Source organism: Aquimarina sp. KJ22-3, assembly GCF_055808215.1.
Genome location: NZ_CM147859.1, coordinates 3,836,783 through 3,851,667, shown reverse-complemented (window position 1 = coordinate 3,851,667; position 14,885 = coordinate 3,836,783). Strand labels below are relative to the sequence as shown.

Here is a 14,885-nt window from a genome sequence, read left to right as displayed (position 1 = left end):
CACACTTGATGATAAGCTCCAATGACTAGATATATTTTTTACAAAACCAAAACTTTAGTATCTTTCGAAGTATAACACAAATGACATTATGAAGCACATAAATCATGATGATTTTAGGGCAAAAGGACCTGTAGAACTATCAAGTATCCCAACCATTGTTGATCTTGAAGAAAGTGAAAAGAAGATTGAAAAAGAGTTAGAAGAAGTCAGAGAAAAACTGGGAAAACTTCAGGATACTTTATACGCCCATGGTAAATATGCCGTATTGGTTTGCTTACAAGGTATGGATACCGCCGGAAAAGATAGTTTAATTCGAGAAGTATTTAAGGATTTCAATACCAGAGGGATTATCGTCCATAGTTTCAAAGTACCAACCGATCTGGAGTTAGGACATGATTATTTATGGAGGCATTATATAGCCTTGCCACAGCGCGGAAAATTTGGAGTCTTTAACAGGACACATTACGAAAATGTTTTGGTTACTCGGGTACATCCGGAATATATCATGAATGAAAATTTACCAGATGTTACTTCGGTAGAAGATATTAATGATGAATTCTGGGGTAAACGCTTTGAGCAAATACGAAATTTTGAAAAACACATTGCTCAAAACGGTACTTTGATTTATAAGTTTTATTTGCATCTGTCAAAAGAAGAACAGAAAAACAGATTATTACGTAGGCTTGAAAAAAGGAAAAGAACTGGAAATTTTCAGCAGGGGATTTAAAGGAACGAAAACTCTGGGAAAATTATCAGAATTGTTATCAGGATGCCATTAGTAGAACATCAGAACCACATGCACCTTGGTATATAATCCCCGCAGATGATAAGCCTTCGGCAAGATATATTGTAGCGAGAATTTTGTATGATACCTTAAAGACTTATGAAGATATTCAGGAGCCTGAGTTAGATGAAGAGACAAAAGCCAATTTAGAGGCTTATAAACAACAATTAAATAATGAATAATGTAAAGACCAAGTTGATTTAAGATGACAGTCGATACATTATAGAGACAAATACTATGTTAAGAAAAATAACCCCTATTCTTTTTATTCTACTAATTCTTAATGGCTTTGCCCAAACGCCATCAGTAGAGGATTCTACTATGCTTAAGAAGATATACACGACTTCGCTAGTAAATGGAAAAAGCTATGAGTGGTTGGACTATTTATCCAATCAGATAGGTGGGCGTCTCTCTGGTTCTATCAATGCACAAAAAGCAGTAGAGTGGGGAGAAAAGGAATTAAAAGAGCTAGGGATTGATAAGGTGTGGTTACAATCTGTAATGGTGCCTAAATGGACAAGAGGGGTAACCGAGTTTGCGTATATCGAAACAGAACCAGGTAAAACAACGAATGTTCCTATTTGTGCATTAGGAGGTTCTGTGCCAACTCCAATAGGAGGTATCAAAGCACCAATAATTGAGGTAAAAGGCCTCAAGGACCTAAGAACTCTAGGAACGGATCAGATCGAAGGTAAAATTGTATTCTACAATCGACCCATGCAACCAGATCTTATTCAAACCTTCGAGGCGTATGGGGGTTGTGTAGATCAGCGTTATTCAGGAGCAGCAGAGGCAGCCAAATTTGGAGCCGTTGGAGTAATCGTAAGATCCATGAATTTGAGAATGGATGATTTTCCGCATACCGGAGCTATGAGTTATGGTGATTTACCGAATAGTGATAAAATCCCAGCAGCTGCGATTAGCACCAATGGAGCAGACTTATTAAGTTCAATGTTAACATTGAATCCAAAGATCAAATTTCATATCAATATGAACTGCCGAAGTTGGAAAGATGTAGAATCTTTCAATGTGATCGGCCAGATTACCGGAACCGAATTCCCTAATGAGTATATGGTAGTTGGTGGCCATTTGGATTCTTGGGATCTAGGAGATGGTTCTCATGATGATGGAGCTGGAGTGGTTCAGTCGATGGAAGTGTTGCGACTTTTTAAAGAAATAGGATACAAACCGAAGCGTTCTATTCGGGTAGTACTTTTTATGAATGAAGAAAATGGATTACGAGGAGGTAAAAAGTATGCTAAAGTGGCCAAAAGCAAAGGAGAAAAGCATGTGTTTGCGTTAGAAAGTGATGCAGGAGCGTTTACGCCCAGAGGATTTTCTTTTGATTGCGATGATGCGAACTTTAATCAGATACAAAGTTGGAAGCCTCTTTTTGAACCGTATTTAGTGCATTATTTTGCCAAAGGAGGAAGCGGAGCCGACATCGGTCCATTAAAAGGAGATGGAATTGTTCTCGCTGGACTTAGACCTGATTCTCAACGGTATTTTGATTATCATCATGCCAAAAATGATACTTTTGATGCGATCAACAAAAGAGAACTCGAATTAGGCGCGGCAACAATGACCAGCCTTGTGTATCTTTTTGATAAATATGGTGTAAAGTAACAGATTCAACCTTAACAACTTCGTATACTTACTTATTACAACAGCTTCGATATGATTACATTCAAAACGCTTGACGGTATCGATATCAAAGATATTCATTCTTGTTTCTTGAAAGCTTTTGCAAATTATGAGGTTCCATTTAACATTACACTAGATGAATTCTCTTATATGCTAGCCCGAAGAGGATGTGATTTTTCAATGTCCTATGGAGCTTTCAGTAATGATGTATTGGTAGGTTTTGTGCTTAATGGAATTGGTATATGGAATGGTATACCAACGGCCTATGATACCGGCACAGGAATTATTCCTGACTTTCAGGGAAAAGGGATTGCAAAAGATCTATTTCGATTTGTGATTGAAGATTTGGTTGATAAAGGGCAAAAACAATATTTACTAGAAGTTATTAAGACGAATACAAAAGCGGTTCAGTTGTACAGAGAATTGGATTTTGAAGTAACAAGAACCTATGATTATTATGTATTCGAGAATACGGCATTGGATAAAATACAGTCCAAATCACAAGTAAATGGAGTTTTCAAAAGTATTGTGAAACCAGATTGGAGAGAAATAACATCTTTTTTCTCCATATCACAATCCTGGCAGAATAATAAGGATGCTGTAGAAAGGAAATTATCTCATTTTAAGATCCTTAAGATGGTTGTGAATGGAACAGTGGTTGGGTATGGAGCAATAGAAATGCATACAGGAGATATTCCTTTATTGGTCATTCACCCAGATCATCGAAGAAAAGGTTTTGGAACTTCATTATTGAAGGAATTAGCTGCTTTTTCAACCTCGGGTATGATAAAAATAATCAATATCGAGAGTAGTTATGATCCTTTTACTCAATTTTTTAAGTATCTTCAGGTACCGCCAGGTAAAGGGCAATACGAGATGATACTTACCTTCTAGCAATCCAAATTACCATCGCAAACTACTGCCATATAAACGATAGCAGCTATTCCTATTAGAATGTTCAGTACTGGTAAACTAGCGGCAATAATTGCAAAAAGATGTCTTCTCTTTACAAAAGCAATCCAACTTACTGCGATAGAAAAAACCGTCACAAAAGGATAAGCAACCAGGCTAATGACTAAAGTGATGGTAGGGATGCTGTTTTCGGATCCAGGGCTGTCAAACATCATCGGGGACATGATGATCATGGGTAAAGAGGGTAAAATTAGAATGCCAAAAATGATACTGGCAACAATGAGGTAGATCTTGGTGTTGTTTCGCTTCTTTAAGGCGTTGTTATTAGCTGTTTTTTCAGACATAGTTCATGGTATAGAACGTTAAATATACGATAAGAATATTTTAGTTTATTTTGGTTCATATACCTTTGCGTCTTCAAAACTTAAAAATGCTTCAACAGTACACCAAAGAATTTAGATACAACATCAAATTAGCTGCTCCTGTTATGATGGGGATGATAGGACATACGCTGGTGGCTCTAGTAGATAATATTATGGTAGGGCAGTTAGGTACAGCAGAACTAGCGGCAGTTTCTTTGGGAAACAGTTTTATGTTTATTGCTATGTCTTTGGGAATAGGATTCTCTACTGCAATTACTCCTTTGGTAGCAGAAGCTGATGGTGAAAATAATTTTAAGAACGGTAAATCTGCTTTTAAACATGGTCTTTTTTTATGCACGACCTTGGGAGTGATATTGTTCTTTTTGATCTTGCTAGCCAAGCCGTTGATGTATCTTATGAAGCAACCTGAAGAGGTAGTAACCCTGGCTTTACCCTATTTGGATTTGGTCGCATTTTCTTTGATTCCTCTGATTAGTTTTCAGGCGTTAAAACAATTTTCTGATGGCTTATCAATGACCAGATATCCAATGTATGCAACACTATTAGCTAATGTGGTCAATGTAGTACTAAATTATCTGTTGATTTTTGGGAAATTCGGATTTCCGCAGATGGGGATTGTTGGAGCAGCAATTGGTACACTAGCATCCAGAATTGTAATGACGATCTTTTTATGGGTCTTTTTACAGAAGAATACAAAGTCTACAAATTATGTACAGAACATCAAATTCTTTATCCTGGAGCGTAAGATGATCAAAAAAATATTGGCATTAGGATTCCCGTCTGCATTGCAGATGTTTTTTGAAGTCGCCATCTTTACCGCAGCGATATGGTTATCAGGTATTTTAGGAAAGAACCCACAGGCCGCTAATCAGATAGCGCTTAATTTATCCTCTATGACTTTTATGGTAGCCATGGGGTTAAGTGTGGCCGCTATGGTGAGGGTCGGAAATCAAAAAGGATTAGCTCGGTTCGAAGATCTACGTAGAATAGCATTTTCTATATTTCTTTTGTCATTTCTGATCGCTACTCTTTTTGCATTAATTTTTATCCTGTGTAATACTATTCTTCCTCTAATTTATTTGGACCAAAATGATGTAGAAAATCTGGTAGATAATACCGAAGTGATTAGTATTGCAGCAAAACTTTTAGTTATCGCAGCCTTATTTCAGATATCCGATGCAATTCAGGTAACAGTGCTTGGAGCATTGCGAGGGCTTCAGGATGTAAGAATACCCACCGTGATCACTTTTGTTGCCTACTGGGTAGTAGGTTTTCCTGTAAGTTATTATCTGGGGTTATATACTGAGTATCAAAGTTCGGGCATTTGGATAGGCCTTCTTGCCGGACTGACTACTTCGGCATTATTGTTGTATTTCAGATTCAATAAATTAACAAAAGCATTGATTCAGAAAGATTGATTTTTGAAATAAAAACAAGGGAGAAATACGTTTTACCTACTTCGTTCGTTAATTTGGTATTAACGAATAATTAACTATCTTTCCCATAAAAACCTAACACAAAGAATGAAAGTCCCAAATTTTAAATTTTGTCTATCACTTATTGCCTTTACTTTGTTGATGATGACTAGTGGTAGAGGTCAAAACTTCGAACACAGTAAAAAACAAAACTTAATTCCTAACCCGAGTTTTGAAACTGTAAATACTTCTTTAAAAAGGATGGATATGGAGATGCAAAATTTTGGAATTATCCAGGATTGGAAGCCTGCAATTAATTCTCCCGACGTCTATCATCCACAATTAGAGTTAGTAAGATTTATACATAAGTCTCCTAATTTCTTAAAACAATTTGGGGAGCAAGACCCAAGAACTGGAGAAGGTAAAGTAGGGATGTATATTGCTGGAGGAGAGTATAAAGAAGGAGTTACCTCAAAGTTAAGACAACCGCTTAGTGCAGGGAAGTATTACTATTTTCATATGTATGTGTCTTTGGGAGAAGGGATTTCTAATTCCTGTACTTCTTCTATAGGTGCATATTTTAGTGCTAGAAGCCCAAAAATTACTGGAACATCAAAACTTCCTTTACATATAGAATCTTCAAAAAGAGTGTGCGATACCAAAGGTTGGGCAAAAGTTTGCGGTGTATATCGAGCAAAAGGTAACGAAAAGTACATTTCTTTAGGGTATTTTTCTGATAGCCCTATTGGGAAATCAGTTAAAGGAGGAAATTATGATACCGGTTATTATTTTGTTGATGATGTGTTATTGATGGAAATGAGAAGCACCAAAGGCTTAATCGCAGATCAGGTATGTAATATGGCTCTAGATTTTAAACCTATAGAGTTCCTAATAGGGGAGAGTGAAGCCTACAAAGAAATTAAAACAGCTTTGGATTCATACATTCAATATGTAACTATTTTTAATGTGAATTCGGTGAAAATTATTGGTCATGCAGATGATGCTGGCTCTACCTTTGAGAATGAAATCATGTCGGCTGTTAGAGCGTTTAACGTTAAGAGTTACATGGTCGAAAAAGGAGTGGATGAGTCACTTATCGAGATTGTTGCTGCTGGAGAAACAGCTCCTATAGTTACCGAAGGGTCTGATTTGGACCCGGAGTCTAATAATCGCGTAGAAATTAAAATAGAATAATACCAAAATTATAACTGGTGTTCCTGCAAAAAGGTAGTACCTTTGAAGCAAATTTTTATAGACAAATCATGAGCTTTCCAAAATTCTTGTTAGGGGATAATACTGATTTTCCTGATTCAATTTTTGTGATTCATACCGAATTTCCAAGGTTTATCATCAATCTTGAAAATGATGAGGTAGAATGGCTGGAAGAATTTGATAAGCACGATGAGAAGGAGTTACTTTCTGAAGCCGAAAACCTTTTTCAGGAAGCTAATGATTTTTATGATCGTGAGATAGAACGTTATGACGAATAATCCGGTTGATATCCTATTGATTCATGGAAGAACTAATACAATTTGATAAAGATCTTTTTTTATATCTCAATAATCTTGGGAATACTACTTGGGATGGATTTTGGTTGTTTATGACCGAAAAGTTATATCAAATTCCCTTGTATTTAGTTTTGTTATACTTTTTCCATAAATATTTTGGGTTACGTGGTACGATTATAACGCTGGTTGTCGTAGCTGCTTTAATCGCTACATCTGATCAATTGTCGAATTTGTTCAAGAATGTATTGTTTATGCGGCCAAGACCATGTCGTGCAGAAGGGGTAGCAGAATTTACCAGATTTATTGCAGAACGTTGTGGCCGCCATGGATATTTTTCGGCTCATGCTGCTAGTTCTATGGCGTTGGCTTTTTTTACAGGGCTTTCTCTACAAAAGCGTCTAAAGTATATTTTCCCTTTTATGGTAGTTTGGTCTATCGTTGTGAGCTATAGTAGAATTTACTTAGGAGTTCATTATCCAGGAGATATCATTACTGGTATGGCGATAGGAATTTTGTTGGGTGTGGGTGCATATAAACTTCACGAATTTTTAATCAAAAAATACGGATAGTAGAACCCATTTTTGGGTTTTAGCGATATTAGCTTTTTCTGAATTTTTTCTTTTTCTGCTTTTTGCTAAATAATCGTTTTAAGAAACCATCACGTTTTTCGGGTTTGCAATCCAGATCGTCCAGAATTTCTTCAGAAGGTTGCTCGAATTTGGCTTTGGTAATAAAGTCAAAACTAGCATCTTTATTCATTTCCTGGTATAGCTTAGCAAAAATAGGTAGCGCTGTATTCGCTCCCTGACCTAATGCTGTCGTTTTGAATCCAATATTATAGTTGTCATTACCTACCCAGGTAACTGTCACAAGTTTCGGAGTAATTCCAACAAACCAACCATCCTTATTATCTTGCGTGGTTCCTGTCTTTCCTGCGATATCGTTATTTAGCTTATAAGAATTCCGTATTCTTGAAGCCGTTCCTTTATCTACGGTTGCTCTCATCATCTGTAGCATTACTTGCCCTGTATATGCCGAGTATGCTGCGGTATCCTTTACTTTGGGTTCGAAAGATTGTATGAGATTGCCATTTTTGTCTTCAATTTTTGTGATGTAAAATGGGGTTACGGGTTTACTTTCGTTTACGAAACTGGCATAGGCACCGGCAAGAGATTTTAAAGGAATACCATCTGTGCCTAAAGCCATAGCAGGCTTTTCTGACAGCGAATCTGTAATGCCTAATTTTCTTACCTGATCTACCACTTTAGGGATTCCCACCTCGTTAAGAACTTTAACGGCAACTGTGTTAACAGATTGACTTAGTGCAGTCTCCAGACTAAAGTTGAGATATGGATCTTCTTCTTTTGATGAATTTTTAGGAGTCCAGTCCTCTAGATCTGTATAGGTAATCGATTTGGTTGAAAAATAAGTACACGGTTTCATACCGTCTTCTATGGCAGCGGTATATACAAAGGGTTTGAAAGTTGATCCAACTTGCCTTTTACTTTGTGATACATGATCGTATTTAAAATGACGATAATCAATGCCACCAATATAGACTTGTACTGCTCCGGTAGAAGGCTCTACAGCGATCATCCCGGTATTTAAAAACTTAAGATAGTGTTGAGTACTATCTATAGAAGAAACTTTTTTGGTACTATCTCCACTCCATTCAAAAAGCTCAATTTCTTTTTTCCTGGATAAAGAATCCAATATTTGAGATTCTGTCAATCCCTCTTCAATCCACTTTTTATATGTTTTTTGTTTCCGGATGATATTCTTGAGAAGCTCCTTGTCCTTCCATGGTGCTTGATCCCCGTATGATGTTTCATATTGTTTTTGTAGACTTTTTAGATGTTCTTTCATCGCTTCTTCAGCCAAGGCCTGCATCTTGAAATCCAAAGTAGTGTAAACCACCAGGCCATCATTGTAAATATCATAATCATTACCGTCGGGTTTTTTATGATGTTCCATGATTTTGAGAAGCTCCTTTTTTACCTCTTCTCTGAAGTAAGGAGCAAGTCCAAGATCATGATTAAAGTATTGGTAATCCAGCTCGATACTTTTGCTCATCGTCTTATCTGCTTTTTGAGATGATAGGTATCCATATTTGACCATTTGTTTGAGCACTACATCTCTTCTCAATTGACTTCTTTCTGGAAAAAGACGAGGGTTGTAACTATGATTTGCTTTTAGGGTGCCAATCAAAGTTGCGGATTGAGATAAGGTAAGTTGAGAGGTGGTTTTATTAAAAAACTTTTGAGCAGCACTTTCAATACCATAGGTGTTATCCGGAAAAGGAACGGTGTTAAAGTACAGTGCCAGTATTTCTTGTTTGGTATAAATTTCCTCCATCCTTTGAGCAACGATAGATTCTTTTAGTTTATTAATCACAGTGCTGAATACTCGATATTTTTTTCGCCCATAAAGATTCTTAGCCAATTGTAATGTGATCGTACTACCACCGCCAGAAGATTTATCTCTTAATAGGATACTTTTGAAAAATACACGTAATAAACTTTTGTTGTCCACACCATCGTGTTCATAAAACCGTACATCTTCTGTTGCGATAAGCGCATTAATCAAATGTTCAGGAAGATCTGTATATGTGATAGGTTGTCTATCATAAATGTAATATTTGCCAATTAGTTGTCCGTCCTTAGCTAATACCTGAGTTGCCTGAGCTTGCTTAAGCGTACCTAATTCCTGTTTGGTTGGTAATTTGCCCCACGCACCCAGATAGATAGAAAGGTAAAAACCGATAAATCCCAGTACAATAATGCCAACGCCCAACGACGGCCACTTTACCCATTTTTTTTGTAAAAACTGCTTCATGTCATTTCAGATCCCGACATAGATAACGTTAAAAACTCGCTATTATTAAGTTTTTTCAACAGGTCTTTTCTTTTTAAAATCTTTAAAGAACAGTATGATCATTACTACCATAAGCAATGAAAAAGGTAAAGATGTGATAATGAGCAGTTTTTGCATAGCAATAAGTACGTTGATTTCGGCTTTAGCATTACCTAATAAAATGATTCCAATAGCAAAAATTGTGAGGACAACACTCCATAATAAACGATGTTTTTTTGAAGGTTCTTGTTTGCCATCATCAGTGAACATGCTGAGTACAAAAATGGCAGAATCCAGTGAAGTGACCAAAAAACTGATCAAGAGCAATATGGTTAATGCATTTATAAAACTTTGTAATGGATAATTTTCAAAAAAGATAAAAATAGAAGTAAATACGTTGTCAAATTGCCCTTGATAATTCCCTAGGTGTTCTATGATATCAAAAGCAGATTGCCCAAAGGTAGTAAACCAAAAAAAGGTGCCCAGAGAAGGAATAAAAAGTACTCCTAGTATGATTTCTCTAAGGGTTCTGCCTTTAGAAATTCTGGCAATAAAAATACCAGTAAATGGAGCCCAGGCCAACCAAAATGCCCAATAATAGTAGGTCCAATCCGTAAGAAATGCTTCGCCTGGATTATACCGGCCGTACGCTAAACTAAGAGGTATAAAATCGATGATGTAGTGAAATAATGCATTAAAAAATTGGTAGATTACCGAAAGGATATCACTTTGCACAAATACAAAGAGTAATAGACCTATGGTGATGTAGATATTCCAGGTAGAAATGATTTTAATGCCTTTGTTAACTCCTCTAAACACCGATATAAATGCCAATACCGAAATGAGCAATAAGACCAAAATAGTTCCTGTTAATTCTATATCATGGTTCAGTATATGAGTAAATCCTCCTTCGATTTGGGTAGTACCAAGTCCTATGGCCGCCACCAACCCAAAAACTGTGGTAAGAATAGCAAGAATATCGATACCTCCGAAAATGATTCCCAAAGCAATTCCAGAAGGAACTAATTTTGATATTGAGGAAAAAGCACTGCTTGACAACACTTTTTTGGAGTGAACGAATAAATAATATCCTACTACTATCGCAAAAATTGCATAAAAGGCCCAGGCGGTAAATCCCCATTGATAAAAAGTGTATTCGAGTGCTATAGTACTCGCTTTGACACTGGTGTTTATTGGGGGATTATTCATCATATATACGGGTTCCTGCACTGCACGCAATAAAATTCCGGCGCCCATACCCGCACTATATAGCATAGATATCCATGCTAATCTTGAGAATTGAGGCCGATCAGTAGAGTTTCCCAATTTTTTACTTCCCCATTTAGAAATGGCAAGCACCACTAATAATACTACACAAATCAATCCTAGCCAAAGATAAAATCGCCCAAATAGCTGTCGTATCAATATGGAAAAGGACTCTATTCCATCATAAGTTTCAACGGTAAAAAAATATAAGAAAAAAGAAAAAAACAGTAGTATTCCCAATGAAATATAGAGTAAACTGTTTTTGCTGAAATCAAATCTCATAATAGTTCGTTTTTCTTTGGAAAATTTTTCAGTAGTAGTAAAATACAATGGTGTAGTATTAAATGTCTTAAAAAGTTTTGAATTGACGTTATGATCCTGATAAGTTTTGATTTTTTTAACAAGTAAAAAACTGAAAAAATAATCTGATTTTTAAACTTGTTTCTTCAAAAATTTCAATAATTTTAAGTAGACTTGTAATAGCATTATAGCTGTGTTATGGGAACCAGCCCAATTAGAAGATTCCTTGAGGTAAAGTAATATGATTTCCCTCAAGTTTAGTAATAGAATTAAAAGTAGACCCTCGTTTTGACCCTGTTATTATAACTAACTAAACCTGCAAACCCATGAGAAGAGTAATTGTTGATTTTAAAAAGCTGAATAAAGACATTTTAAACCTTCTTGTACAAAAGTTTCCTGATGGCTATGCTGATAGAGATATCATTTCTTTCAAAAATAATCACAATGAGCTGATCGAAGCTGTAGAAGTACGAACAGAAGATACTGCGTATCTGGTAAAAATAAGTAAGAGATTATCAGATACAATGCAAGCCTTTGATGATGACGATACCGCAGACAATATTCCAGAAAATGTGGGCGCTCCCGAGGTAAAGGATATGGATGGGGCAGAAGAATAGTCGAAGATTATATTCTGTAAACAAGTTTGGTTGTTTACGCCTAACTAATGCAAATTTATTTTTATTTGTATATTTCCTCATGCTGATATCAGTATTTGGATAGATATATGCTGGGGAAAAAACAAGTTAACAACAACCAAACCTTTAAGAGCCTTTTGGATACAATTAGGTTATAAAACCGCATTTATATTGTTTAAGAGAAAATATTTACTCCTTTTTTTGGTGGGAGTATCACTTTATGCACAGCAATCTGATCAAAAAGGTTCTACATCTTTTTTTATCATTCCAGAACTAGCCGTGGGAAAAACCATGGAGGCAAATACAGGCTTTCCTAAAACAGACCTGCAAAAATCCTTATTTGTAAGTATAGGTCGTTATAATCCATCAGGTGATCAACAATGGGCAGCAGAGTTAGGTTACCCCAAAACAGGTCTTTCTTTAGGGATTACAGATTTTGGTAATACCGACAAATTGGGGTTGGCATATTCGGTTCTACCATTTGTTGAGTTTGGTTTATTTAAGAAACGCTCAGATCGGTGGAATGTAAATTTAGGTATGGGAGCAGCTTATCTCGATACGCAATACGATCCCGAAACGAATCCATTTAATCTTGCAGTTACTACCAAAGTCAACTGGACTTTTCGTTCATTTTTGTATTATGATTTTTTAAAACGTAGAAATATCAATTGGCGTTTGGGAATAGGATATGCGCATTTTTCTAACGGACATACCCGGCTACCCAATCAAGGACTAAACTCTTTCTTAATCAATATATCTTCTGAAATAGGAAAACAGCCAGCAGTATCTCAGGAAAAGAGTGGAATACCAGTGCCCAAAAAGAAACGATACTCAGAGAATTATTTTTCTTTCAGAGCTGGTATTGGGCAAAATGTGCTTTCTAGAATTTTTAATGATAAGAAAGAAGTGTATTCTGTAGCTCTTTCGGGAGGTAAGATTATTAATAAAACGTATAAGTTTGGAATAGGGGCGTATTATCGGTTTTATGAACACTACTATGATCATATACGAGAGGATGGAGAACTTATTAGTGAACAGGTACCAGAGTACAGAGAACACCCATTTCGCTATGCTACAAACTTTGGTTTTTTTGGAAGTGCAGAGCTCTTCTTGGGACACGTAGGAATCTTGTTTGATTTGGGGATAAATATTTACAAACCTTTTTATAAGATTGAATGGCAATTGAGTCAGGGTTTTTTTTACCAGGGACAATATGCCAGGTTAGGAGAGTTGAATTCGTACTACAGGGTAAAAAGAACCATTACTGGGCGGATGGGAATAAGATATTATCTATTTAATACTTCCAAATCACCAAAAAACAATGTATTTCTTGGGGCTACAATTAATTCCAATTTGGGTCAGGCAGATTTTTCTGAGTTAAGCCTGGGGTATGCATATCGATTTGGATTTAAGGAAAAATCAAAATAGCGCTTTATTGCTTCTTGCTTAGGTTGAGTAAATGTTTGGCAGCAGCAAAAGGAGAGGTTTTAAGCTGTTGTACTGCTTCCATTTGAACATTCATTTCTTTTTTTACCTCTGGGTTGTTAAAAAATGATGTTTTTAATTGTTCTTCTATAGTCTGTAGTAACCAGAACTTGTTTTGTTGAATCCGGTTTTCTTCAAAAAAACCATTCTTTTGGGTGATGTCCAAATAATCTAGAATGACCTTCCAGATCTCTTCAATCCCTTCTTTTTTTAGAGCGCTACAGGTCATTACCTGGGGAGACCATGTGCTTTCTGCAAGAGGGAACAGATGCAAGGCTTTTCTGAACTGATTCTTTGCCTCGCGTGCACGTTTTTGATTATCACCATCTGCTTTATTGATCACTATGGTGTCCGCCATTTCTATAATCCCTCTTTTGATACCTTGAAGTTCATCTCCGGCTCCAGCCAATTTTAAAAGCAAAAAGAAATCCACCATACTATGCACTGCCGTTTCACTTTGTCCAACTCCAACCGTTTCAATAATAATTACATCATACCCGGCCGCTTCGCAAAGAATTATAGATTCTCTAGTCTTTTGGGCAACTCCTCCCAAAGAACTACCAGAAGGAGAGGGACGAATAAAAGCATCTGGAGATCTTACCAAAGATTCCATTCGGGTTTTATCTCCCAATATACTACCCTTCGAAATTGTACTGCTGGGATCAACAGCCAAAACAGCAACTTTTTTTCCTTTTTGAATCAAAAGATCACCAAGGGCTTCAATGAATGTACTTTTTCCTACTCCCGGTACTCCTGTAATACCAACCCTAATGGCTTTATTGGAGTGAGGTAGACATTTTTCTATGAGTTGTTGTGCTTGTATGGTGTGATCTTCCTGTGTACTTTCGATCAGGGTAATACCTCGACTTAATGCCGTAGTATTTTTGGCCAAAATCCCCTCAAAAATGGTTTGTACGCTTACTTTTTTTGGCGCTTCCTTTTAAAGCGATCAATAGCATCGTTCTTGGTGCTTTCAGGAACTTTTGAGATCGAATGAGGATGTTTGTTGGGTACTTTAGACACAGACTGATTTTAAGGCAAAGTTATAAATTCCTAATGGTAATATACCTTTTGTAGCTCCTTAAACTAAAATTATACTTTTATCGGAATAGCAACGGCGGTTTGATCCCAAGCCATGAACATGAGGGTAAATCCATTTGCATTTTGAAAATAAATGGAGAATTGCTCTACCACATTGAGAAGCGGTTGTACGGGAACTTCAACGATGAGTTGATCGTATTGCGGGTCTCGAGTAGCTTTTCCATCTTTGAAACTCACTCCCCAATCGTACAGTTTATTATTAAAAATGACTTTCCAGGAATCTTTATTTGGGATAGTCCATAACGTATATGTCCCTGCTGGTAGTTTTGTTCCGTCTACCATAACGTCTTTATCGGTAGTAAAAGTGGTAGCCTCATTGGCTCCTGTTCTCCATACTTCGCCAAAAGGGACTAAATTGCCAAAAATTTCCCTATCCTTTTTGTAGGGTCTGTTATAATAAATCTCAAAATTGACATTACCTGCATTGTGGGTAAAGGCTTCTTCTGGACTATGTTTTTTGGTATTGTATTTTATCAATTGCAAGCCGGCAAAACCAAAAATAAAAAGGCCGGCAAGGATTAATAGCACTCGTTTTAGTAATCTGGACATAAAAGTTAATCTTTGATTGATTAAAGATAGTCTTTTTTGGGATCTAAATG

The 14,885-nt window shown here is 36.5% G+C and carries 13 protein-coding genes and 1 pseudogene; 9 read left to right on the top strand and 5 right to left on the bottom strand.

Translation table 11 applies throughout. The features are described from left to right. Positions 1-88 precede the first annotated feature (88 nt). The 3 genes and pseudogenes from AC0L3Q_RS17685 to AC0L3Q_RS17675 all read left to right on the top strand — a co-directional run bounded on the left by AC0L3Q_RS17685 (position 89) and on the right by AC0L3Q_RS17675 (position 3,322). A pseudogene (locus AC0L3Q_RS17685) lies at positions 89-966 on the top strand (PPK2 family polyphosphate kinase). Positions 967-1,021: 55 nt separating this feature from the next. Then, complete coding sequence (locus tag AC0L3Q_RS17680) at positions 1,022-2,410, top strand: M20/M25/M40 family metallo-hydrolase (protein WP_473281517.1); 1,389 nt, start codon at positions 1,022-1,024, stop codon at positions 2,408-2,410. Between the two features lie 51 nt (positions 2,411-2,461). Next, on the top strand, positions 2,462-3,322 hold the full coding sequence (locus AC0L3Q_RS17675) for a GNAT family N-acetyltransferase (protein ID WP_473281515.1): 861 nt from the start codon (positions 2,462-2,464) through the stop codon (positions 3,320-3,322). On the opposite strand, the gene AC0L3Q_RS17670 is transcribed toward AC0L3Q_RS17675, so the two are convergent. After that, positions 3,319-3,684, bottom strand: coding sequence for a hypothetical protein (locus AC0L3Q_RS17670; RefSeq protein WP_473281513.1), 366 nt, complete (start codon positions 3,682-3,684; stop codon positions 3,319-3,321). The genes AC0L3Q_RS17675 and AC0L3Q_RS17670 overlap by 4 nt on opposite strands. Positions 3,685-3,770: 86 nt before the next feature. On the opposite strand from AC0L3Q_RS17670, the gene AC0L3Q_RS17665 reads away from it, so the two are divergent. The 4 genes from AC0L3Q_RS17665 (at position 3,771) to AC0L3Q_RS17650 (ending at position 7,215) form a co-directional block, all read left to right on the top strand. Further along, the gene (locus AC0L3Q_RS17665) at positions 3,771-5,141 is read left to right on the top strand and encodes an MATE family efflux transporter (RefSeq protein WP_473281511.1); all 1,371 of its coding nucleotides are present in this window, start codon (positions 3,771-3,773) and stop codon (positions 5,139-5,141) included. 105 nt (positions 5,142-5,246) lie between these two features. Beyond that, entirely contained in the window at positions 5,247-6,332 is a 1,086-nt protein-coding gene (locus tag AC0L3Q_RS17660; RefSeq protein ID WP_473281509.1) for an OmpA family protein, read from the top strand. Between the two features lie 68 nt (positions 6,333-6,400). Further along, complete coding sequence (locus AC0L3Q_RS17655) at positions 6,401-6,628, top strand: hypothetical protein (RefSeq protein WP_073320831.1); 228 nt, start codon at positions 6,401-6,403, stop codon at positions 6,626-6,628. Positions 6,629-6,651: 23 nt separating this feature from the next. Continuing rightward, positions 6,652-7,215 (top strand): phosphatase PAP2 family protein, encoded by a 564-nt coding sequence (locus AC0L3Q_RS17650; RefSeq protein WP_473281507.1) that lies wholly within the window; start codon positions 6,652-6,654, stop codon positions 7,213-7,215. A 28-nt stretch (positions 7,216-7,243) separates the two neighbouring features. Here the strand turns inward: AC0L3Q_RS17650 and AC0L3Q_RS17645 are convergent, their stop codons facing one another. Together AC0L3Q_RS17645 and AC0L3Q_RS17640 are read right to left on the bottom strand one after the other, a co-directional pair. Continuing rightward, entirely contained in the window at positions 7,244-9,481 is a 2,238-nt protein-coding gene (locus AC0L3Q_RS17645) for a penicillin-binding protein 1A (RefSeq protein WP_473281505.1), read from the bottom strand. A 45-nt stretch (positions 9,482-9,526) separates the two neighbouring features. Then, on the bottom strand, positions 9,527-11,047 hold the full coding sequence (locus tag AC0L3Q_RS17640; protein ID WP_473281503.1) for a BCCT family transporter: 1,521 nt from the start codon (positions 11,045-11,047) through the stop codon (positions 9,527-9,529). Positions 11,048-11,391: 344 nt separating this feature from the next. Here AC0L3Q_RS17640 and AC0L3Q_RS17635 point away from each other — a divergent pair, with 344 nt between their 5' ends. Beyond that, on the top strand, positions 11,392-11,682 hold the full coding sequence (locus AC0L3Q_RS17635) for a hypothetical protein (RefSeq protein ID WP_473281501.1): 291 nt from the start codon (positions 11,392-11,394) through the stop codon (positions 11,680-11,682). A gap of 189 nt (positions 11,683-11,871) precedes the next feature. Then, a complete protein-coding gene (locus tag AC0L3Q_RS17630; protein ID WP_473281499.1) occupies positions 11,872-13,128 on the top strand; it encodes an acyloxyacyl hydrolase in 1,257 nt (418 codons plus the stop codon). A gap of 4 nt (positions 13,129-13,132) precedes the next feature. Here the strand turns inward: AC0L3Q_RS17630 and meaB are convergent, their stop codons facing one another. Both meaB and AC0L3Q_RS17620 read right to left on the bottom strand, forming a co-directional pair. After that, the gene (meaB, locus tag AC0L3Q_RS17625; RefSeq protein WP_473281497.1) at positions 13,133-14,077 is read right to left on the bottom strand and encodes a methylmalonyl Co-A mutase-associated GTPase MeaB; all 945 of its coding nucleotides are present in this window, start codon (positions 14,075-14,077) and stop codon (positions 13,133-13,135) included. A 200-nt stretch (positions 14,078-14,277) separates the two neighbouring features. Further along, positions 14,278-14,835: a DUF2911 domain-containing protein gene (locus AC0L3Q_RS17620; protein ID WP_473281495.1), complete on the bottom strand. Its 558-nt coding sequence runs from the start codon at positions 14,833-14,835 to the stop codon at positions 14,278-14,280. Between the last annotated feature and the right edge of the window lie 50 nt (positions 14,836-14,885).

Bases quoted from the DNA above. Each gene is read 5' to 3' on its own strand.
- AC0L3Q_RS17680 (WP_473281517.1), top strand. From the start codon at position 1,022: ATGTTAAGAAAAATAACCCCTATTCTTTTTATTCTACTAATTCTTAAT.
- AC0L3Q_RS17675 (WP_473281515.1), top strand. From the start codon at position 2,462: ATGATTACATTCAAAACGCTTGACGGTATCGATATCAAAGATATTCAT.
- AC0L3Q_RS17670 (WP_473281513.1), bottom strand. From the start codon at position 3,684: ATGTCTGAAAAAACAGCTAATAACAACGCCTTAAAGAAGCGAAACAAC.
- AC0L3Q_RS17665 (WP_473281511.1), top strand. From the start codon at position 3,771: ATGCTTCAACAGTACACCAAAGAATTTAGATACAACATCAAATTAGCT.
- AC0L3Q_RS17660 (WP_473281509.1), top strand. From the start codon at position 5,247: ATGAAAGTCCCAAATTTTAAATTTTGTCTATCACTTATTGCCTTTACT.
- AC0L3Q_RS17655 (WP_073320831.1), top strand. From the start codon at position 6,401: ATGAGCTTTCCAAAATTCTTGTTAGGGGATAATACTGATTTTCCTGAT.
- AC0L3Q_RS17650 (WP_473281507.1), top strand. From the start codon at position 6,652: ATGGAAGAACTAATACAATTTGATAAAGATCTTTTTTTATATCTCAAT.
- AC0L3Q_RS17645 (WP_473281505.1), bottom strand. From the start codon at position 9,481: ATGAAGCAGTTTTTACAAAAAAAATGGGTAAAGTGGCCGTCGTTGGGC.
- AC0L3Q_RS17640 (WP_473281503.1), bottom strand. From the start codon at position 11,047: ATGAGATTTGATTTCAGCAAAAACAGTTTACTCTATATTTCATTGGGA.
- AC0L3Q_RS17635 (WP_473281501.1), top strand. From the start codon at position 11,392: ATGAGAAGAGTAATTGTTGATTTTAAAAAGCTGAATAAAGACATTTTA.
- AC0L3Q_RS17620 (WP_473281495.1), bottom strand. From the start codon at position 14,835: ATGTCCAGATTACTAAAACGAGTGCTATTAATCCTTGCCGGCCTTTTT.